A 19,538-nucleotide genomic window follows, 5' to 3' on the forward strand; every position below is an offset into this window, starting at 1 on the left:
GTACCCGCCCGGGGGGTTTATTGTGTCCCGTGGGGGGCCGGGGGGGGGGGGGGGGGGGGGGGGCGGGGGGGCCCCCCCCCCCCCGCCGCGGCCACCCCGGCGGGCGCGCCCGTACGGCGGTCCGTCCGGGCGCGCCCGCCCTAAGCCGGCCGCTTCAGGACCGTCATGCTCCGGCCGACCAGGGTCAGGCGCGACCCGCCGTCCACCTTCGGCCCCGGCGACACCCCGTCGGCCCGTGCCGTGTCCACCACCACCTCCCACTGCCGGCCGTGGTTGACCGGCACCAGGAACTCCAGCGGCTCCGGTGACGCGTTGAACATCAGCAGGAAGGAGTCGTCGGCGATCCGCTCCCCGCGGGTGCCCGGTTCCGAGATCGCGTTGCCGTTGAGGAACACCGTCAGCGCCGAGGCCTGCGCCGACCCCCAGTCCTGCGGGGCCATCTCGTGGCCCTCCGGGGTGAACCAGGCGATGTCGGACAGCTCGTCGTGGGTGCCCTCCACCGGCCGGCCGTGGAAGAAGCGCCGGCGCCGGAACACCGGGTGCTCCTTGCGCAGCCGTGCCATGGCCCGCGTGAAGGCCAGCAGGCCGCTGTCCTCCTCGGTGTCCGGCCACTCCACCCAGGAGAGCTCGTTGTCCTGGCAGTAGGCGTTGTTGTTGCCCTGCTGGGTGCGCGCGAACTCGTCGCCGTGGCCGATCATCGGCACGCCCTGGGACAGCATCAGGGTGGCGACGAAGTTGCGCATCTGCCGCTCGCGCAGTTCGAGGACCGCCGGGTCGTCGGTGTGTCCCTCGACCCCGCAGTTCCACGACCGGTTGTGGCTCTCGCCGTCCCGGTTGTCCTCGCCGTTGGCGTCGTTGTGCTTGTCGTTGTACGCGACGAGGTCGTGCAGCGTGAAACCGTCGTGGCAGGTCACGAAGTTGATGGAGGCGAGCGGGCGGCGGCCGTCGTCCTGGTACAGGTCGGAGGAGCCGGTCAGCCGGGAGGCGAACTCCGCGAGCGCGCGCGGCTCGCCGCGCCACAGGTCGCGCACGGTGTCCCGGTACTTGCCGTTCCACTCGGTCCACAGCGGGGGGAAGTTGCCCACCTGGTAGCCGCCCTCGCCCACGTCCCACGGCTCGGCGATCAGCTTCACCTGGGAGACCACCGGGTCCTGCTGCACCAGGTCGAAGAACGACGACAGCCGGTCCACCTCGTGGAACTGCCGGGCCAGGGTCGCCGCGAGGTCGAAGCGGAAGCCGTCGACATGCATCTCGGTGACCCAGTACCGCAGCGAGTCCATGATCATCTGGAGGACGTGCGGGGACCGCATCAGCAGCGAGTTCCCGGTGCCGGTCGTGTCCATGTAGTAGCGGGGATCGTCGGTCAGCCGGTAGTACGACGGGTTGTCCAGGCCCCGGAAGGACAGCGTCGGGCCCAGGTGGTTGCCCTCGGCGGTGTGGTTGTAGACCACGTCGAGGATCACCTCGATCCCGGCCTCGTGCAGCGCCCGGACCGCCGACTTGAACTCCAGGACCTGCTGCCCGCGGTCGCCCCAGGAGGCGTACGCGTTGTGCGGGGCGAAGAAGCCGATCGTGTTGTAGCCCCAGTAGTTGTTCAGGCCCATGTCGACCAGGCGGTGGTCGTTGACGAACTGGTGGACCGGCATCAGCTCCAGCGCCGTGACGCCCAGCTCCGTCAGGTGCTCGATGACGGCCGGGTGCGCCAGGCCCGCGTAGGTGCCGCGCAGTTCGTCGGGCAGGCCCGGATGGCGCATGGTCATGCCCTTGACGTGGGCCTCGTAGATCACCGTGTGGTGGTACTCGGTGCGCGGCCGCCGGTCGTCGCCCCAGTCGAAGTAGGGGTTGACCACCACCGATGTCATGGTGTGCGGGGCGGAGTCGAGGTCGTTGCGCTTGTCGGGATCGCCGAAGTGGTAGCCGTACACCTCCTCGCCCCAGCGCACCGACCCGCTGACGGCCTTCGCGTAGGGGTCGAGCAGCAGCTTCGCCGAGTTGCAGCGCAGCCCGCGTCCGGGGTCGTAGGGGCCGTGCACACGGAAGCCGTAGCGCTGTCCGGGCATCACCCCCGGCAGGTACGCGTGCCGCACGAAAGCATCGCTCTCGCGCAGTTCCACCGCCGTCTCGGAGCCGTCGTCGTGCAGCAGACACAGCTCGACTCGGTCCGCGGTTTCCGTGAACACCGCGAAGTTGGTCCCGGCGCCGTCGTACGTGGCGCCGAGCGGATATGCCTCTCCAGGCCAGACCTGCATGAAGTCGACTCTTCCAGGTGTGCATCGCGCGCGGAGGCGCCTTGGTCATGAGTCTGCCCGAAAGTAATGGAACCCCATCTGACTTACGCCCCTCTTACCCGGCGACCAGTGCACACAGCGCCTCAAGTGGCGCCGTGTGCCGAACCAGTGGGGCAGACACGTACTCCCTGTGACCAAGGGGGAGTAGGGGGAAGATGTGCGCAGGATAGTGCACCGCCATCTGGGCAAAGTGGTGGCCGGTGCGGGCCTGGCGGTGGCGGGAACCGCCGTGATGGTCGGGATCACCCTGCCGGGTACGGCGGGGGCGGACGACTCGGGAGGCGGTGACGCGACCGGCGCAGTCGCCGCGCAGCAGGCGGGGCAGGCGGGGCAGGACTCCGGCACCGTCCGGCCGGGCGTGGTGGAACAGGCGCCGGCCGAGGGGAAGAAGGGCAAGGGCAGCGACCCGCTGACCGACGACGAGACCAAGCGCGTCGAACAACTCGCTCTGACCAAGCAGATGTTCAGCGCCGGGGAGAACGTCGAGGGGCGGCGCGGCCCGCAGCGGATCAGCGTCGACCTGGCCGAACCGAACGCGGACGAGCTGGACGCCACGAACGCGCCGCGGCGCGCGGACGTGACGTTCTACGACTACCGGGACGACAGCCTCGTCACCCGGACCGTCAACCTCGACACCGGCAAGGTCGAGCAGACCACCACCCGGCAGGGCGTCCAACCGCCGCTCAGCCACGACGAGAACGTCGAGGCGCTCCGGCTGCTCGTCGCCGACCCGCTCGGCGCGGGCCTGAAGGCGGACTTCAAGGACGCCACCGGCGAGGACCTCACCTCCCCGGAGCAGCAGCTGCTGCTCAACAGCGCGGTCTACCGCGCGACGCCGGGCGCCCAGCCGTCCGCGCTCGACAAGTGCGGCGAACACCGCTGCGTGCGGCTCTTCCCGAAGGTCAAGAACGGGCCCTGGATCGACGCCCGTTCGCTGATCGTCGACCTCAGCGCGCGCAAGGTCGTGAAGCTCGGCCGCTGAGCCGGTCCCGTCCGCACCTCCCAGCTCCCTTCCGAGCATCTCCCGTACGAGGAGTCACTTCGTCATGCATCCGAACAGAATCCGCCGCGCCCGCCGGACGGCCGCCGTGGGCCTGTCCGTGGCGGCGCTGGCCGCCGGTGCCACCACCGCGGCCGGACCCGCCGCCGCACAGCCCAGGCAGGCCGCCGCGCCCGCCGCCGACTGCTCCGCCGCCTACCGGATCGAGCAGAAGCTCTCCACCGGTACCACCTGGCGGATGTGCTGGCGCTACGACAGCAAGGCCGGGCTGGTCCTGGAGCACATCTCCTACCAGCCCAAGGGCGAGGCGGCCCCGATCAAGGTCCTCTCCAGCGCCCGCCTCGGCCAGATCGACGTCCCCTACGACGACGGCAGCGTGGAGTACGACGACCTCACCGGCTTCGGCTTCGCCCAGGGCCTGGTGCCGCTCGCCTCGGCCGAGTGCCCCGGCGGCACCATCAAGACCGTCAAGGTCCCCGACGCCTGGGACCCGGCGCACCCGAACGTCAACGGCCTGTGCACCACGACCCGTTCGCGCGGACACGCGTACCGCATGCAGGCCGACACCGGCAACAGGGTGTACCAGGCGCAGGGCAAGGATCTGCTCGTCTACACCGTCAACAAGGTCGGCTGGTACGAGTACATGACCGAGTGGCGGTTCCAGGACGACGGCACGGTCAACATGAACATCGGTGCCACCGGCAGTCTTTCGCCGGGCGACTACGACGCCGGGGACGGCCGCGGCTGGCCCATCGGCAAGGGTGCCCACGCGTACGCCACCAGCCACAGCCACAACGTCTTCTGGAAGCTGGACTTCGACCTCGACGGCTCCTCCAAGAGCCGCATCGAGCAGTACGACTCGAAGGTCAGCGCGCCCGCGCACGGCCAGGAGGCACCCAGCAACAAGACCACCCGCACCAACGTCACCAAGGAACTCGCCGGTGACTACCAGAACATGCGGTGGTGGCGGGTGGTCAGCACGGCCGGCAAGAACAAGGACGGGCACGCCCGTTCGTACGAGATCGTGCCGGGCGCCAGCAACAAGTACCTGGGTCACGGTTTCACCAAGCACGACGTCTACTTCACCCAGTACGACAAGTGCGAGCTGTTCGCCAGCCACAACCCGGGCTGTGCGAACGGCCATCCGAAGTCGGTCGACCAGTGGGTGAACGGCCAGACCCTCACCAACCCCGTGGTCTGGGTGAACGTCGGTTTCCACCACATCGCGCGCGACGAGGACCAGCAGCCGATGCCGGTCCACTGGCAGGGCTTCTCCATCGCGCCGCGCGATGTCACCGCTATGAATCCGCTCACTCCGGCCGCTCTCGCCGATCAGAACGGTCAGCCCGGAAACGGTAGTTGAGAAACGACCTGTCCATCCTGCTGCACCGCCGACCGCTCCCGGAGTACCCTTCCTTGATCGTTGGCACGGGGAAGGTGCGGGGGAGCGGAAGGCGGTGCACGGGTGGGCTCGGGAGGCCTGGAGCTGCCCCCTGGTGACGAGGGTCACGAGGGGAACTCCACAGACGTCCCGCCCGGCGCGGTGTCCCTGGCCCGGCCGATGGATGCCTCGGGCTCCATCGGTCCGGAGCTGGACTGGGACGCCGACGCCTGGCTGGAGGTGCGTACGCGCGCCCAGCGGGCGGGCCGCGCCTACATCTGGCTGAACCTGGTCGAGCAGCGGCTGCGGACCGTCGTGGCCGCCGTGCTGAGGCCCATCTACGAACCCGTCCACGGCGACGAGTGGGTGGTGGCCGCGGCCGGACCGGCCGGCCAGGAGTGGGTGCAGCGCGCGGTCGCGGTCCGCGAGGTCAGCCGCCGCAAGGGCTACCTGCTGGATCCGGCCGACGACAACGTGATCAGCTTCCTGACGCTGCCGCAGCTGCGTGAGCTGATGGTGCAGCACTGGCCGTGCTTCGAGCCGTACTTCGACGAACGCCGGGACGTCGAACTCGCCCTCGACGAGCTGGAGGTGACCCGCAACGTCGTCTCCCGCAACCGGGCGCTCTCCGAAGCCGTCCTCGGCCAGGCCGAACGGGCCTCGGCCCGGCTCCTCGAGATGCTCGGCGCGGGCGGTGACGTGCCCTCCGCGCGCCGGCTGCCGGTGGACGCGGTGGAGGATCTGGTGGGCGACCGCTACGCGGACGTCGTCGCGGTCCATCCCGACCGGGTGCGGCTCATGCGCCAGTTCCCGGCCGAGGACCTCTTCGGCGGCGCCCGCCGGCTGGACGCCATCGGCATCGGGCTGAACCTGCTCGTGCAGAACTTCTCCGGCCGCCGCCTGGTCCGGCTCGCCGAGACCGGCTGCCGGATCCGGCTGCTCTTCCTCAACCCCGCCTCCAGCGCGATCAAGCGCCGCGAGCGCGAGCTGGGGATGAAGCGCGGCGAACTCTCCCGCTCGGTCGAGATGAACATCCTGCACATGCGCCGGGTCCGCTCCCGGCTGCGCGACCCGGGTGCCTTCGAGATCCAGGTGTACGACGACACCCCGCGCTTCTCCGCCTACCTGGTGGACGGCGACGGCGCCGACGGTGTCGCGATCGTCCAGTCCTACCTGCGCGGGGCGCGGGGCATGGAGTCGCCGGTGCTGGTCCTGCGCAACGGCGACAAGGTGGTCAAGTCCGACGACGTCATGGAGTCGGGGCTCTTCCCGACCTACCGTGAGGAGTTCGAAACGGCTTGGGTGGATTCGCGCCCTGTGTCCTGAGACGGGCGTGACGGCAAGCGGAACGCGGTCCCCCGATTGTCAGTGGCGCATGCGAGGGTGGAGACCACTGGGGGAAAGCACCACCAAGAAGGGGGACCGGCCATGGGCTGGCACCAGGAACTCCTGATCGGCTTCGATCTGGAGACTACGGGTACGGATCCGCGCGAGGCGCGGATCGTCACGGGCGCCGTGATCGAGGTCAGGGCCGGGCAGGAGCTGGGCCGCCGCGAGTGGCTGGCGGACCCGGGCGTGGAGATCCCGGCCGACGCCGTCGCCGTGCACGGCATCAGCAGCGAGCGGGCGGCGGCCGAGGGCCGCCCCGCCGACCAGGTCGCCGACGCCCTCGCGGACGTCCTCACCGGGTACTGGAAGACGGGCGTCCCGGTCGTCGCCTACAACGCGGCGTTCGACCTCACCCTGCTCTCCGCGGAGCTGCGCCGGCACGGCCTGCCGTCCCTCGCCGACCGCCTCGGCGGCCTCGAACCCGCGCCGGTCATCGACCCGTACACCATCGACCGCCGGGTCGACCGCTACCGCCGCGGCAAACGCAACCTCGAAGCGGTCTGCGCCGAGTACGGCATCACCCTCACCGCCGCCCACAACGCGTCGGCGGACGCCCTGGCCGCGGCCCGGCTGGCCGGGGCCATAGCCGGCCGCCACCCGAAGATCGCCGCGCTGGGCCCGGCCGAACTCCACCGGTGCCAGGTGGAGTGGTACGCGGAATGGGCCGCGGACTTCCAGGAGTTCCTGCGGCGCAAGGGAGAGGCCGACGCCGTGGTGGACGGCACGTGGCCGCTGCGGGAGCTCGCCGAAGCCGTCTGACACCACGCCGGCGGCACAGGTTCAGAAGGGGTACCAGCGCACCGACTCGTCGCCGTCCCGGAGCGACGCCACCCGCCGGCCGAACTCCGCCAGCGCCTTCGGACTGCTCGGCGCGTGCTGCGCCACCCACGCGCAACTCGCCGTCTCCCGCGCGCCCCGGAGCACCGAGCACCCCTCCCACTCCCGCACGTCCCACCCGTAGGCCTCGACGAACGCGTCGTAGGCCTCGGCCGGCAGGCCGTACCGGTCCCGGGACAGCGCCATGACCACCAGGTCGTGCTCGCGCAGGTCGGACGAGAAGGTCTCCAGGTCGACCAGGACCGGGCCGTCCGGGCCGACGTGCACGTTGCGGGGCAGCGCGTCGCCGTGGATCGGTCCCGGAGCCAGCCGTGGCGTCAGCGCGGCGGCGGCCGCGGCGAAGCCGTCCCGGCGCTCCCGCAGATAGGCCGCGTCCGCCGGGTCGATCGCCTCCCCGGCGAGCCGCAGCCAGCGCTCCACACCGCCGAGCAGCTCGCGGGGCGGCAGCGCGACGGCAGGAGAGGGCAGCGCGTGCACGATCCGCAGGAGTGCCGCCAGATCGCGCGGCCCGGCCGGCCGCACCGGCTCCGCCAGCCGGTGCCACACGGTCACCGGATGGCCCTCCACGAGCCGCGCCTCCGGCTCGGCGGCCCGCACGGCCGGGACGCCCGCCTCGGCGAGCCATCCCGCGATCTCCAGCTCACGCCGGGCCCGGCCGAGGAGTTCGGCGTCGCGGCCGACCTTCACCACCAGGTCCCCGGCGGCGAACACCGCGTTCTCGCCGAGGGCCAGGAGCGAGGCGTCCGCCGCCGCACCGGGCAGCACACCCGCCGCGGCCAGTACGTCCCGCGCCCTTGCCTCGTCCATCGTCCGCCTCCGTGTCCGTTCCCGTGGCCCTCGCACCCGCCGCTGTGCGGATGCACACGGCACGGTCCGCCGGCCGTCCGCCGGCCAGTCTCGCATCCGTGAAGGTCGTGGCGGGTACGCGGTGCCTTGACGGGACACGCTGCCTTCACGACCATGACGGGGCCCGAGCGGGCCGCGCGAAGGGGGACGACGTGGCACTGGCGACGAACACGGCCACCGTGCGGCGGCCGGCCGCCGCACGCCTGACCGGGCACGGCGCCTGGTTCCTGGTGCTGCCCGCGCTCGTTCCGATCCTGGTCCTGAGCGTCGGCCCGCTGCTCTACGGGATCCTGCTGGCCTTCACCGACGCCCAGTCCGGCCGCACGGCGGCCACCCGGTGGACCGGCGGCCTCAACTTCCAGGACCTCCTGCACGACACGCTCTTCTGGGAGTCGTTCCGGATCGGGCTGGTGTGGGCCGCCGGGGTGACCGTGCCGCAGTTCCTGCTCGCCCTCGGCCTCGCGCTCCTCCTCAACCAGGAGTTGCGGCTGCGCCGGTTCGCCCGTGCCCTGGCCATCGTGCCCTGGGCGATGCCCGAGGTCGTCGTCGGCATCATGTGGCGGCTGGTCTACAACCCGGACGCGGGGATCCTCAACGAGACCCTGCGCGGCCTCGGCCTCGGCGACGGCCGGGACTGGCTCAGCGGCCTCGGCACCGCCCTGCCCGCCGTGGTCGTCGTCGGCGTCTGGGCCGGCCTGCCGCAGACCACGGTCGCCCTGCTCGCCGGGATGCAGAACACCCCGCGCGAGCTGCACGAGGCGGCGGCCGTGGACGGCGCGGGCGCCTGGCGCCGCTTCCGCACGGTCACCTGGCCGGCCCTCAGACCCGTCGCGCTGGCCGTCACCGCGCTCAACCTCGTCTGGAACTTCAATTCCTTCGCCCTGGTCTACGTCCTGACCAGCGGGGGACCCGGCGGCAAGACCCGGCTGCCGATGCTGTTCGCCTACGAGGAGGCCTTCCGCTACGGCCAGTTCGGCTACGCGGCGGCGATGGGCTGCGTGATGGTCGCGGTGATCGCCGTCCTGCTGGCCGTCTTCCTGGCCGGCCGGCTGCGGGGAGGCGAGGACGCGTGAGGACCCGACCCGGCGCCCGCGCCGCCCAGTACGCGGCCCTCCTGTGCTACCTGGTCTTCCTGGCCTTCCCGTTGCTGTGGCTGCTCTCCACGGCCTTCAAGTCACCGGCCGAGCTGGGCAGTCCGCATCCGACCTGGATCCCCCGGCACCCGACACCGGCCAACTTCCGGCAGGCCTTCGACGAACAGCCGCTGCTGCGCGCGGGCCTCAACTCGCTGGTCGCCGCGCTCGGCGCCGCCCTGGTCGCCGTCCTCCTCGCGACCCCGATGGCCTACGTCATGGCCCGGCGGCGCGGCGCGCTGTCCCGGGCGGTCAGCGGCTGGGTGGTGGTCAGCCAGGCCTTCCCGTTCGTGCTGGTGATCATCCCGCTGTTCCTGGTCCTGAAACACCTGCGGCTCATCGACTCCCTGTCCGGGCTGGTGCTGGTGTACGTGGTGTGGGCGCTGCCGTTCGCGCTGTGGATGCTGGTCGGCCATGTCCGTGCGGTTCCGGTCGAGTTGGAGGAGGCCGCGGCCGTGGACGGGGCCGGGCGGCTGCGGACGCTGGTGTCGGTGACGGCACCGCTGCTGGCACCGGGGATCGTGGCGACCGGGCTGTTCGCCTTCGTCACCGCGTGGAACGAGTTCTTCTTCGCGCTGGTGCTGCTGAAGACCCCGCAGAAGCAGACCCTGCCGGTCGTCCTCACCCACTTCATCGGCGCGGAGGGCGTGGCCGACCTGGGTCCGCTCGCCGCGGCCGCCTTCCTGGCCACCCTGCCCTCGCTGGTGGTCTTCGCACTCGTCCAGCGCCGGATCACCGGCGGAATGCTCACCGGGGCGGTGAAGAGCTGATGCGGACCAGAGCCGGCACGGCGGTCGTCGCCGCGTTCCTGCTGCTCGCGGGATGCGGGTCAGCCGCCCGGAAGGACGGTCAGGTCACCCTCCGCTTCCAGTCCCTGGCCTGGCAGGAGGACTCGGTCGCCGCCAACAGGGAACTGGTGAAGGAGTGGAACGCCACCCATCCGGACGTCAAGGTCGAGTACGTGCAGGGCAGCTGGGACAGCGTCCACGACCAGCTGCTCACCTCCTTCGAGGGCGGTGAGGCGCCGGACATCATCCACGACGCCTCCGACGACCTCGCCGACTTCGCCTACGGCGGCTACCTCGCCGACCTGACCGGGCTGCTGTCCGACCGGCTCACACGCGACATACCCCCGAGGAGCTGGCGGACGGCGGCCTTCGGCGACGGCGTCTACGGGGTGCCCTTCCTCCAGGAACCGCGGGTGCTGATCGCCAACACCGCCTGGCTCGCGACGGCGGGCGTGCGCCGCCCGACCCCCGGACACCCGTGGAGCTGGGCGGAGTTCAGGACGGTCACCAAGGAGCTGAGCGGCGAGGGCAGGTACGGCGTCGCCTGGCCGCTCAAGGAGCCCGTCTCCGCCACCCTCAACCTCTCGCTGTCGACGGGCGGGCAGCTCTTCCACCGGGGCGCGGACGGCAGGGTGACGGTGCGCTTCGACGCCGCCGACCAGGTCGTGCCGCGCACCGTCCACGACCAGGTCGTCGTCGACCACAGCGCACCCGGCTCCACCCTGGGCAGCGGTGGCTCGGACACCCTGCCGGGCTTCTTCGGCGGCAGGTACGCGATGGTCCCGCTCGGCTTCTCCTACCGCCAGCAGATCGTCCAGCAGGCGCCGAAGGGCTTCGACTGGGAGGTGCTGCCGGCCCCGGCCGGCGCCGACGGAACGGCCCAGGGCGTCAGCCCGCAGACGCTCTCCGTCGCCGAGGACAGCCACCACAAGAAGGAGGCGGCCGCGTTCATCGACTTCCTGCTGCGGCCGAAGAACATGGTCCGCCTCGCCCTCGGCGACTGGATGCTGCCCACCGGCACCCAGGCCCTGAAGGACCCGGCCCTGCACACCGCCCGGTACGGCTGGGCCACCGGCACCGCCCTGGCCGCCGGGCTCAACCCGGCCCCCGCCCAGACGGTGCGCGGCTACCCGGAGTGGAAGGACAAGGTGGCCACCCCCGCCCTCCAGTCGTACTACAGCGGCGCCATCGGCCTCGGGGAGCTGCGCCGTCGCCTTGAGCGGGACGGCAACCTGGTCCTGGCCCGCTATCAGCGCTGAGCACGCACCGCGGCACGGGGCCCGCCGGCTCCCCGCGGAGAGCGGCTGGCCCCGTGCCGCGGCGCGTGCCCCCGGGTCAGACCGGCAGCCGGTCCGGCTCGTCCCGGGTCACCGGGCGGCCCGGCGGCTGCGGGGACTCGTCGTGGGTCAGGTCGGGCAGCCGGTGCAGCCAGCGGGGCAGGTACCAGTTGCGCTCGCCGAGCAGCGCCATCACCGCCGGGAGCAGCACGCCCCGGATGACCGTCGCGTCGATGAGGACCGCGGCCGCCAGGCCGACACCCATCTGCTTCATGGACTGCATGGACAGCGTGCCGAAGATCGCGAACACCGCCACCATGATCACGGCCGCGCTGGTGACGACCCCGGCCGTGGTGACCACGCCGTGCCGGATCGCGTCCCTGGTGGACCGGCCGCGCAGCCGCGCCTCGCGGATCCGGGAGACCACGAACACGTGGTAGTCCATCGACAGGCCGAACAGGATCACGAAGAGGAACAGCGGCAGCCAGCTGACGATCGCCCCGACGCCCTGAGCGCCCACCAGCGAGGCACCCCAGCCGTGCTGGAAGACGGCGACGAGGATGCCGTAGGCGGCGCCGACCGAGAGCAGGTTGAGCAGGATCGAGGTGATCGCCACCGTCAGCGAGCGGAACGACAGCAGCATGAGGAGGAAGGCGAAGACGACCACGAAGGCGAAGACCGGGACGACCGAACCCATCAGCTGGTCGTTGAAGTCCTCGTTGCCGGCGACGTTCCCGGTCACCGGCGCCCGCACTCCGGCGACCTTGCCGAGGGTGGCGGGGCGTACCTCGTCGCGCAGCTTCTCCAGGCTCTGTCCGGCCTTGTCCATGTCCGAGCCGCCGACCAGCGGGACGGAGATCAGGGCGACGTTCTGGGCGTCGTGCACCCTGATGTCGACCGGTCCGCGCGAGGCACCCGAACTGATCGCACGCTCGCGGAAGTCGGTGAGCGCCCGGCGGACCTCGGGGGCGTTGATGTCCTTCGCCCCGACGACCACCTCGGCGGGCTCCGAGCCGCCGGGGAAGGCCTGGTTGACGCGGTCGTAGGTCTGCACGATCGGCAGCGAGCCGCCGAACTCCTGGTCCAGGGTGAGCTGGGAGGTCTTCATGCCGAGGGCGGGCGCGGCGACCGCTAGCAGGGCCCCGGCCGCGACGAGCGCGGAGACCAGCGGCCTGGCCAGCACGCCGCGCAGCACGGCCGTCCAGAAGCGGCTCTCGGACGGCCCGCCCGTCCGCGTCCGGCGGCGCAGGAACGGGATCCGGCCCTTCTCCACCCGTTCGCCCAGCAGCGACAGCAGCGCGGGCAGGACGGTCACCGAACCGACCATGGCGACCGCCACGACCATCAGGGACGCCAGGCCCATCGCCTCGAACTCGGCGAGCCCGGTGAACAGCATGCCCGCCATCGCCACGCAGACCGTGACCCCGGAGACGATGATCGCCCGGCCGCTGGTGGCGGCGGCGATCCGCAGTGCCGCGCCCGCGTCCCGGCCCGCCTGCCGCTCCTCGCGCTCCCGGCGCAGGTAGAACAGGCAGTAGTCGACGCCGACGGCCATGCCGACCAGCAGCATCACGGAGTTGGCGGTGTCGCTCATCGGCTGCAGATGGCTCACCAGGCCCATCAGGCCCATGGTCGCCATGATCGCGGTGACCGCCAGGCCCACCGGCAGCAGCGCGGCCACCAGGGCGCCGAAGGCGATCAGCAGGATACCGAAGGCCACCGGCACGGCGGAGTACTCGGCCCGCTGGAAGTCCTTGCCGAAGGCGTCGTCGTACTGCTTGTTCATGCTGGCGCCGCCGATCTCCGCGATCCGCAGCGAGCCGTGCGCCTTCTGCACCCCCGCCACCGCGTCCAGCACCGGCCCGACCCGGTCGGCGGCGGTCTCCGCGTCGCCCCGCATGTCGAACCGGACCAGGGCGCTGCGGCCGTCCTTCGAGACGGTTCCGGAGGTGTACGGCGAGGTGATGCCGGTGGCCTCGCCGGTGCCGCGGACCGCCTTGACGACGTCCTGGACGGCGGACCTGAACCCGGCGTCCGTGGCCCTGACCGACGGGTCGTCGGACTGGATCAGCACCGTCTCGCTCGCCGGTTCCTTGATGCCCGCGTCGTCGATGATCCGCGCCGCGGTGTGGGTCTCGCCCTTGAGCTGGTCGCTCTCGTCGACGTCGACCCGGCCGGCCGCCGAGCCGAGCCCCATGGCCAGGACGACGAACAGCACCCATATGCCGACGGCGGCCCAGCGGTGCCGGGCGCTCCAGCCGCCGGCCCGGGCGGCCAGGCCCCGCACCCGCGTCTCTCCGCTTCCTCTGACGGGATCCATGACGGGATCGCCCCCCTCGTGTGCGGTGACGGCCTCGGCCGCCACGGTCTCTTCACGACTTCCTGCGTTCCATTCGAAGCTAGGGGCCGGACAAGACCGACTCCTCGTGCTCTCTGGTGAAGTGGGGCGGACGGCTCTCGTCGCCTGGGAGTATGTCGGGCCCTTACATCTATCGACCCGTCTCGGGGGTGATGATCAGGGCTGTCCGTTCCGGCGACGGGGATCCGCTGTGTGATGACAAAACCTTGTTGAACAAGTCACAGGTGCGTGTAGGAGTTGATCCGGAGCGGTCCGATCGGCCAGAGTTTCGGGCAGCCCGGCATGCCCGGCACGGCCGTCGTGCCCACCCCCACGGGGCACGACGGCCGTTCTAAGGTGTTCGAATGACGATGTATGCGGCACTGCTGCGCGGGATCAACGTGGGCGGCAGGAAGAAGCTCCCGATGGCCGAGCTGCGGACGCTCATGACCGGCCTCGGGTACGGATCCGTGCAGACCTACCTGCAGAGCGGGCAGGCCGTCTTCGCCACCGACCACGGGGACGGCGGGTCGCTGGCCGCGGAGCTGTCCGCCGCGATCCAGGAGCGGTTCGGATTCCCGGTCGACGTGCTCGTCCGCGACCACGCCTATCTCAGGGCGATCGCCGAGGCCTGCCCGTTCCCGGCCGCCGAGCTGGAGGCCAGGCAGCTGCACGTCACCTACTTCTCCGCGCCGGTCGCGCCCGAGCGGTTCGCGGACCTGGACGCCGCCGCCCACCTCCCCGAGGAGTTCCGCCTGGGCGACCGCGCGCTGTACCTGTACGCGCCGGACGGCCTCGGCCGCTCCAAACTGGCGGAGGCGCTGTCCCGGCCGCGCACCAACAAGGGGCTGATCGCCACCACCCGCAACTGGAACACGGTCGTCAAACTGGTCCAGCTCACCGCCCCGGCGCCCTGAGGACCCGCGGCCGCCGGGACCGGCCGGCCAACTGCCCCGCGCGGACAAGTGGTTGACGGCTGAACGGTAAAGGCGCAGGTGTGACACGTTCGCGCGTCACGGCGCAGAAGTAAGAGCCGGCCCGGCGCCGCCGCTCGCAGGAGCGCACGCCGGCCGGCCGTTCGCGGTCCGACGTCACAGGGGAGCGCCGGACCGCGAACCCCGAAAGCGCCGCCGCCGGGCGCCCACGGCCAGGGCCGCCCGGCTCAGGCCCCCAGGGCCGTCAGGGCCGGGGTGCGGGCCGCGTCGTACCGCTCCAGCAGGACCCGGGCCACCTCCGGCGCCGGACCGAGGACGTCGGCCAGCACGTCCGCCTGGGCCGCGCCCCGCGCGATCCGGTCGGGCAGGAAGCCGGGTGCGAGGACGTAGGGGGCCACCGCCACCCGGGCGCAGCCCAGTTCGCGCAGCTCCCGCACCGCGTCCTCGGTGCGCGGGAGCGAAGCGGAGGCGAACGCGGGCCGCACGGCGCACCAGCCGGTGCTCCGCCACTTCCGCGCGATGTCCGCGATCACCGCGATCGCCTCCGGGTCGCTGGACCCCGCCGAGGCCAGGACGACCCCGGTCGAGGGCTTGTCGGCGGGGGTGAGCCCCGCCTCGTGCAGCCGCCGTTCCAGGGCCGCCAGGAGCAGCGGGGACGGTCCGAGCACCTCCGCCTGCCGGATCCGCAGCCGGGCGGGCGCGTCCCGCAGGACGGCGGGGATGTCCGCCTTCGCGTGGAAGGCGCGGGTCAGCAGCAGCGGCAGGGCCACGACGTCACGGACGCCCTCCGCCGCCAGGGACTCCAGCACCCCGTGTGCCGAGGGGACGTTGAAGTCGAGGAAGCCGGTCTCCACGCGCAGCCCGGGCCGCAGCGACCGTACCCGCCGCACCAGGGCGTGCACGGTCGCCGCGTGCCGCGCATCACGGCTGCCGTGGGCGATGACGAGGAGAACGGGCTTCGTACGCATGGACCTCAGCTCTTCACCAGCAGACCTCGGCTGCGCAGCACCCACCGCTCCAGCGGACTGAAGATCAGCAGGTCGATCGCGATGCCGACGAACAGGATCAGGATGATGGCCTCGAACACCATGGCCATGTCGCTCGCGGTGCGCGCGTTCTCCAGCAGCTGGCCCAGGCCCACGCCGAGGTCCGGGAAGCTCGCGATGATCTCGGCGGCCATCAGCGACCGCCAGGAGAACGCCCAGCCCTGCTTCAGGCCCGCCACGTAGCCGGGCAGCGCCGCCGGGAGCACCACGTGCCAGATGCCCCTCACACCCGTCGCGCCCATGGTCCGTCCGGCGCGCAGGAACAGCGGCGGCACCTGGTCGACGCCGGAGACCAGCCCGTTGGCGATGGACGGGACCGCGCCGAGCAGGATCACCGCGTACATCATCGAGTTGTTCAGGCCCAGCCAGATCACGGCCGGCGGCACCCACGCCACCGACGGCAGGGACTGGAGGCCGGACAGGATCGGGCCGATGGCGGCGCGCACGAATTTCACCCGGGCCACCAGGAGCCCCAGCGGGGTCCCGAGCACCAGGGCGAAGAGGAACCCGAGCAGGCCGCGGCTGACACTGGTCCAGATGTACCCGAGCAGGTCGCCCTTGATCCAGGCGTCCTTGAACGCGGAGCCCACCGCCGACGGCGAGGGCAGCTTGGACGGGTCGTCGACGACCGGGACGAGGAGCGTCCAGGCCACCAGGACCACGGCGAGCGCGATGACCGGCGGCAGGATCTTGGCGGTGAAGACCTGCCGGAAGGTCGGGCGGCCGGCCGTCGACGTCTCCAGCGCGTCGAGGCCCGCCTCGACGCTTCCGGCGTCCTTGGCCGCGGTCGTCTCAGTGCTGGCCATGACGGCGGATCTCCCCACGCAGTACATCGGTGATCTCTAGGGACAGTTCGGCCACCGGCGCGTCCTCGATCCGGCGCGGCTGCGGGATGCCGACCGTCCACTCGCGCGCTATCCGGCCCGGCCGCGAGGACAGCAGGACCACCCGCTGGGCGAGCCGCACCGCCTCGCGCACGTTGTGCGTGACGAACAGGACGGAGACGCCGGTCTCCTCCCAGATCCGGGTCAGCTCGTCGTGCAGGACGTCCCGGGTGATGGCGTCCAGGGCCGAGAACGGCTCGTCCATCAGCAGCAGGTTGCTCTCCTGGGCGAGCGCGCGGGCCAGCGCCGCACGCTGGCGCATGCCGCCCGACAGCTCGTGGACGCGCTTGCCGTACGCGCCCTTCAGCCGGACCAGTTCGAGCAGCCGCTCGGCGCGGTCGCGGCGGTCGTTCTTCGGGACCCCGCCGAGCTTCAGGGCGAGTTCGATGTTCTTGCCCGCGGTCAGCCACGGGAACAGGGCGTGCTCCTGGAACATCAGGGCGGGCCGCCCGTCCGTCGCGATGGAGCCCGCGGTGGGCCGGTCCAGGCCCGCCACCAGGTTCAGCAGCGTGGACTTGCCGCACCCCGACGCGCCCAGGAGGGTGACGAACTCGCCCGGCGCGACATCGAGCGTGATGTCGTCCAGGACGAGCTGCTGTCCGCCGGGAGTCGCGAAGGACTTCGAGACGTGCTCAAGGCGTGCCGCGTGCTCCACCGACTCGCCGGCCTTGGCGAGTGTCGTGGTCGTGGCCATGGTCGTCACCTCCTGGGAACGCGTCGGGACCGGTCAGCTGCTGCCGAGACCGGCGGCGTCGACCGTGCTCGCGCCCTCGGCCTTGAGGACCTTGTTGAGGATCGACAGGTCGTAGATGTTCTTCAGGAGCGGGTCGGAGAGCAGACCGGCCTTGACGGCGTGCTCGGCCTCGGTGTTGAGGGTGGAGGCCAGCGGGTCGTCGGTGAACTGGATCGACTTCCAGGCCGGGTCCAGGACGCCGTCGGGCAGCGCCTTGCCGGAGTCGACCTCCAGCTGCTTGTTCGCGGCGGCCTTCGCCTGGTCCGGGTTGGCGTTGATCCACTTGTTGGTGGCGACCGAGCCCTTCAGCACGGCCTCGACGACCTTCGGGTGCGCCTTGAGGAACTTCTGCGACACGATGATGTTCGTGATCACGAACTTCTTGTCGGGCCACAGCGTGGACTCGTCGAGGAGCACCTTGCCGCCTTCGGCGACCAGCTTGGACGCGGTCGGCTCCGGCACCCAGGCGCCGTCGATGGAACCGGCCTTGAAGGCGTCCGGGGTGATCTTGTTGTCCGTGCGGACGACCGTGACGTCGCCCTTGCCGCTCTGCGCGTCGACCTTCCAGCCCTGGTCGGCGGCCCAGTTGAGGAACGCCACGTCCTGCGTGTTGCCGAGCTGCGGCGTCGCGATCTTCTTGCCCTTGACGTCCTTCAGGGACGTGATCTTCTTCGGGTTCACGACCAGCTTGACGCCGCCCGACGCGGAACCGCCGATGATCTTCAGGTCGGTGCCGCCGGACTTGGTGTAGCCGTTGATGGCCGGCGAGGGGCCGATCCAGCCGATGTCGATGGAGCCGGAGTTGAGCGCCTCGATCTCCGAGGGACCCGCGTTGAAGATCGCGTACTTGGCCTGGGTGGCGCCGAGCTCCTTCTGGAAGAAGCCCTTCTGGTTGCCCACCAGCGCCGTCGCGTGGGTCAGGTTGCCGAAGTAGCCGATCTTGACGGTGTCGAGGCCGTCGATCTTCTTGGCCCCGGCGGCGACCTTGGCCGTGTCGGTCTTGTCGGAGTCCGACCCGTAACCGCAGGCGGCGAGGGCGAGCAGGGGAAGCGCGGCTATCACCGCGAGACTGCGGCGGCGGAAGGCATTTGTAGCAGGCACGGGAGGTGTTCCTCTCGGAGGCCCGGCGGTCACGGTCTCTCAGGTCGTGGCCGGGAGGTCGGCAGGTCTTCGTTCACGGCGGTGGGGGGTGAGGGCGCGCGAGCAGTGCGCGTACGTCAACGCACACATCGCGCCACTCCGCCCTGTCCGCTGCCGAGAGTGCCGCTGCCGACGCGGCCGCCCTCCTTGGCGAACGTGGAGTAGATGTCGGTGGAGGTCACGTCAGAAGTCCCACCCGTCGTCCTCGGCCTCGTCGTTGACGGGCTCGGGGGAGGCGAACGACTCGCCGACCATGCCGGCGGTGAGCGTGGTGCCGTCGGCGGGGTCGATCAGGATGAAGGAGCCGGTGCGGCGCGAGTCGGCGTAGGAGTCGACCGGCAGCGGCTCGGCGGTACGGATCTTCACCCGGCCGATGTCGTTGGCGACGAGCTGGCCGGGGTGCGGGTGCAGGGACAGGTCGTCGAGGGTGAGCCGGGACGGGATGTCCTTGACGATCGCCTTGACCGTGCGGGTGCCGTGCTTGAGCAGCACCCGGTGCCCGACGGTCAGCGCCTGGTCCGCGACGTGGCAGACGGTCGCCTCGACCTCCTGGGTGGTCTCCGGCGCGTCCTGGGTCGGCACGATCAGGTCGCCGCGCGAGACGTCGATGTCGTCGGCGAGCAGCAGGGTCACCGACTGGGTGGTCCACGCCGATCCGACCGGCCTGCCCAGCAGGTCGATGCCCGAGATCGTCGTCGTACGGCCGGACGGCAGGACCGTGACCTGCTCGCCGACGTGGAAGGTGCCGGCGGCGATCTGACCGGCGTAGCCGCGGTAGTCGGGGTGCTCGGCGGTCTGCGGGCGGATCACGTACTGCACGGGCAGCCGGGCGTGGCAGTGCGCCAGGTCGTGGCTGACCGGGACGGTCTCCAGGTGCTCCAGGACGGTCGGGCCGCCGTACCAGTCCATCGTGGCGGACGGCTCCACGACGTTGTCGCCGACCAGCGCGGAGATCGGGATCGCGGTGACCTCGGGGACACCCAGCTCGGTCGCGTACGCCGTGAACTCCTCGGCGATCGCGGCGAAGACCCGCTCCTCGTATCCGACCAGGTCCATTTTGTTGACGGCGAGGACGACGTGGGGGACGCGGAGGAGGGCGGCGATGGCGGCGTGGCGGCGGGTCTGCTCGACGACGCCGTTGCGGGCGTCGACGAGGACGACGGTGAGCTCGGCGGTGGAGGCGCCGGTGACCATGTTGCGGGTGTACTGCACGTGGCCGGGTGTGTCGGCCAGGATGAAGCGGCGTCTGGGGGTGGCGAAGTAGCGGTAGGCGACGTCGATGGTGATGCCCTGTTCGCGTTCGGCGCGGAGTCCGTCGGTGAGGAGGGCGAGGTCGGGGGTGTCCTGTCCGCGGGAGGCGGAGGCGCGTGCGACGGCTTCGAGCTGGTCGGTGAGGACGGATTTGGAGTCGTGGAGCAGGCGTCCGACGAGGGTGGACTTGCCGTCGTCGACGGATCCGGCGGTCGCGAACCGCAGCAGGGTGGTCTCGGTCAGGCCGAGTTCCGTGGTGGTGGTGCTCATCT

16 protein-coding genes are annotated in these 19,538 nt (G+C 71.4%); 8 read left to right on the forward strand and 8 right to left on the reverse strand.

Annotation, left to right across the window (positions count from 1 at the left end):
* Positions 1-140: 140 nt before the first annotated feature.
* Complete coding sequence (gene glgX, locus ACIRQ9_RS38155) at positions 141-2,249, reverse strand: glycogen debranching protein GlgX (protein ID WP_404184694.1); 2,109 nt, start codon at positions 2,247-2,249, stop codon at positions 141-143.
* A 196-nt stretch (positions 2,250-2,445) separates the two neighbouring features.
* Here glgX and ACIRQ9_RS38160 point away from each other — a divergent pair, with 196 nt between their 5' ends.
* The 4 genes from ACIRQ9_RS38160 to ACIRQ9_RS38175 all read left to right on the forward strand — a co-directional run bounded on the left by ACIRQ9_RS38160 (position 2,446) and on the right by ACIRQ9_RS38175 (position 6,817).
* Positions 2,446-3,270, forward strand: a complete 825-nt coding sequence (locus ACIRQ9_RS38160) for a Tat pathway signal sequence domain protein (RefSeq protein ID WP_404184697.1) — start codon at positions 2,446-2,448, stop codon at positions 3,268-3,270.
* 64 nt (positions 3,271-3,334) lie between these two features.
* Entirely contained in the window at positions 3,335-4,651 is a 1,317-nt protein-coding gene (locus ACIRQ9_RS38165; protein ID WP_404184700.1) for a copper amine oxidase, read from the forward strand.
* Between the two features lie 102 nt (positions 4,652-4,753).
* A complete protein-coding gene (locus tag ACIRQ9_RS38170; RefSeq protein ID WP_404184703.1) occupies positions 4,754-5,995 on the forward strand; it encodes an SAV2148 family HEPN domain-containing protein in 1,242 nt (413 codons plus the stop codon).
* Between the two features lie 102 nt (positions 5,996-6,097).
* On the forward strand, positions 6,098-6,817 hold the full coding sequence (locus ACIRQ9_RS38175; protein WP_404184706.1) for a 3'-5' exonuclease: 720 nt from the start codon (positions 6,098-6,100) through the stop codon (positions 6,815-6,817).
* Positions 6,818-6,838: 21 nt separating this feature from the next.
* Here the strand turns inward: ACIRQ9_RS38175 and ACIRQ9_RS38180 are convergent, their stop codons facing one another.
* Positions 6,839-7,702, reverse strand: a complete 864-nt coding sequence (locus ACIRQ9_RS38180; protein ID WP_404184709.1) for a phosphotransferase enzyme family protein — start codon at positions 7,700-7,702, stop codon at positions 6,839-6,841.
* A gap of 197 nt (positions 7,703-7,899) precedes the next feature.
* Here ACIRQ9_RS38180 and ACIRQ9_RS38185 point away from each other — a divergent pair, with 197 nt between their 5' ends.
* The 3 genes from ACIRQ9_RS38185 to ACIRQ9_RS38195 are packed head-to-tail and all read left to right on the forward strand — an operon-like array spanning position 7,900 to position 10,921.
* The gene (locus ACIRQ9_RS38185) at positions 7,900-8,814 is read left to right on the forward strand and encodes a carbohydrate ABC transporter permease (RefSeq protein ID WP_404184814.1); all 915 of its coding nucleotides are present in this window, start codon (positions 7,900-7,902) and stop codon (positions 8,812-8,814) included.
* Positions 8,811-9,644, forward strand: coding sequence for a carbohydrate ABC transporter permease (locus tag ACIRQ9_RS38190; RefSeq protein WP_404184712.1), 834 nt, complete (start codon positions 8,811-8,813; stop codon positions 9,642-9,644). Before ACIRQ9_RS38185 ends, ACIRQ9_RS38190 begins: the two co-directional genes overlap by 4 nt.
* Positions 9,644-10,921, forward strand: a complete 1,278-nt coding sequence (locus ACIRQ9_RS38195) for an ABC transporter substrate-binding protein (RefSeq protein ID WP_404184715.1) — start codon at positions 9,644-9,646, stop codon at positions 10,919-10,921. The genes ACIRQ9_RS38190 and ACIRQ9_RS38195 overlap by 1 nt, the downstream gene beginning before the upstream one ends.
* A 76-nt stretch (positions 10,922-10,997) precedes the next feature.
* Here the strand turns inward: ACIRQ9_RS38195 and ACIRQ9_RS38200 are convergent, their stop codons facing one another.
* Positions 10,998-13,259, reverse strand: coding sequence for an MMPL family transporter (locus tag ACIRQ9_RS38200; RefSeq protein ID WP_404184718.1), 2,262 nt, complete (start codon positions 13,257-13,259; stop codon positions 10,998-11,000).
* A gap of 383 nt (positions 13,260-13,642) precedes the next feature.
* Here ACIRQ9_RS38200 and ACIRQ9_RS38205 point away from each other — a divergent pair, with 383 nt between their 5' ends.
* Complete coding sequence (locus ACIRQ9_RS38205) at positions 13,643-14,194, forward strand: DUF1697 domain-containing protein (protein ID WP_404184721.1); 552 nt, start codon at positions 13,643-13,645, stop codon at positions 14,192-14,194.
* Positions 14,195-14,439: 245 nt separating this feature from the next.
* On the opposite strand, the gene ACIRQ9_RS38210 is transcribed toward ACIRQ9_RS38205, so the two are convergent.
* From ACIRQ9_RS38210 to ACIRQ9_RS38230, 5 genes are all read right to left on the reverse strand, one after another.
* Entirely contained in the window at positions 14,440-15,180 is a 741-nt protein-coding gene (locus ACIRQ9_RS38210; RefSeq protein ID WP_404184724.1) for a sirohydrochlorin chelatase, read from the reverse strand.
* 5 nt (positions 15,181-15,185) lie between these two features.
* A complete protein-coding gene (locus ACIRQ9_RS38215; RefSeq protein WP_404184727.1) occupies positions 15,186-16,064 on the reverse strand; it encodes an ABC transporter permease in 879 nt (292 codons plus the stop codon).
* Positions 16,051-16,836, reverse strand: a complete 786-nt coding sequence (locus tag ACIRQ9_RS38220; protein WP_404184730.1) for an ABC transporter ATP-binding protein — start codon at positions 16,834-16,836, stop codon at positions 16,051-16,053. The genes ACIRQ9_RS38215 and ACIRQ9_RS38220 overlap by 14 nt, the downstream gene beginning before the upstream one ends.
* A 33-nt stretch (positions 16,837-16,869) precedes the next feature.
* Positions 16,870-17,976 carry an aliphatic sulfonate ABC transporter substrate-binding protein gene (locus tag ACIRQ9_RS38225; protein ID WP_404184733.1) on the reverse strand — a complete coding sequence of 369 codons (1,107 nt, stop codon included), beginning with the start codon at positions 17,974-17,976 and terminating at the stop codon, positions 16,870-16,872.
* Between the two features lie 222 nt (positions 17,977-18,198).
* Positions 18,199-19,536: a sulfate adenylyltransferase subunit 1 gene (locus tag ACIRQ9_RS38230; protein WP_404184736.1), complete on the reverse strand. Its 1,338-nt coding sequence runs from the start codon at positions 19,534-19,536 to the stop codon at positions 18,199-18,201.
* Positions 19,537-19,538 lie beyond the last annotated feature (2 nt).

The organism is Streptomyces sp. NPDC101237 (genome assembly GCF_044767465.1).
GTDB lineage: Bacteria > Actinomycetota > Actinomycetes > Streptomycetales > Streptomycetaceae > Streptomyces > Streptomyces gramineus.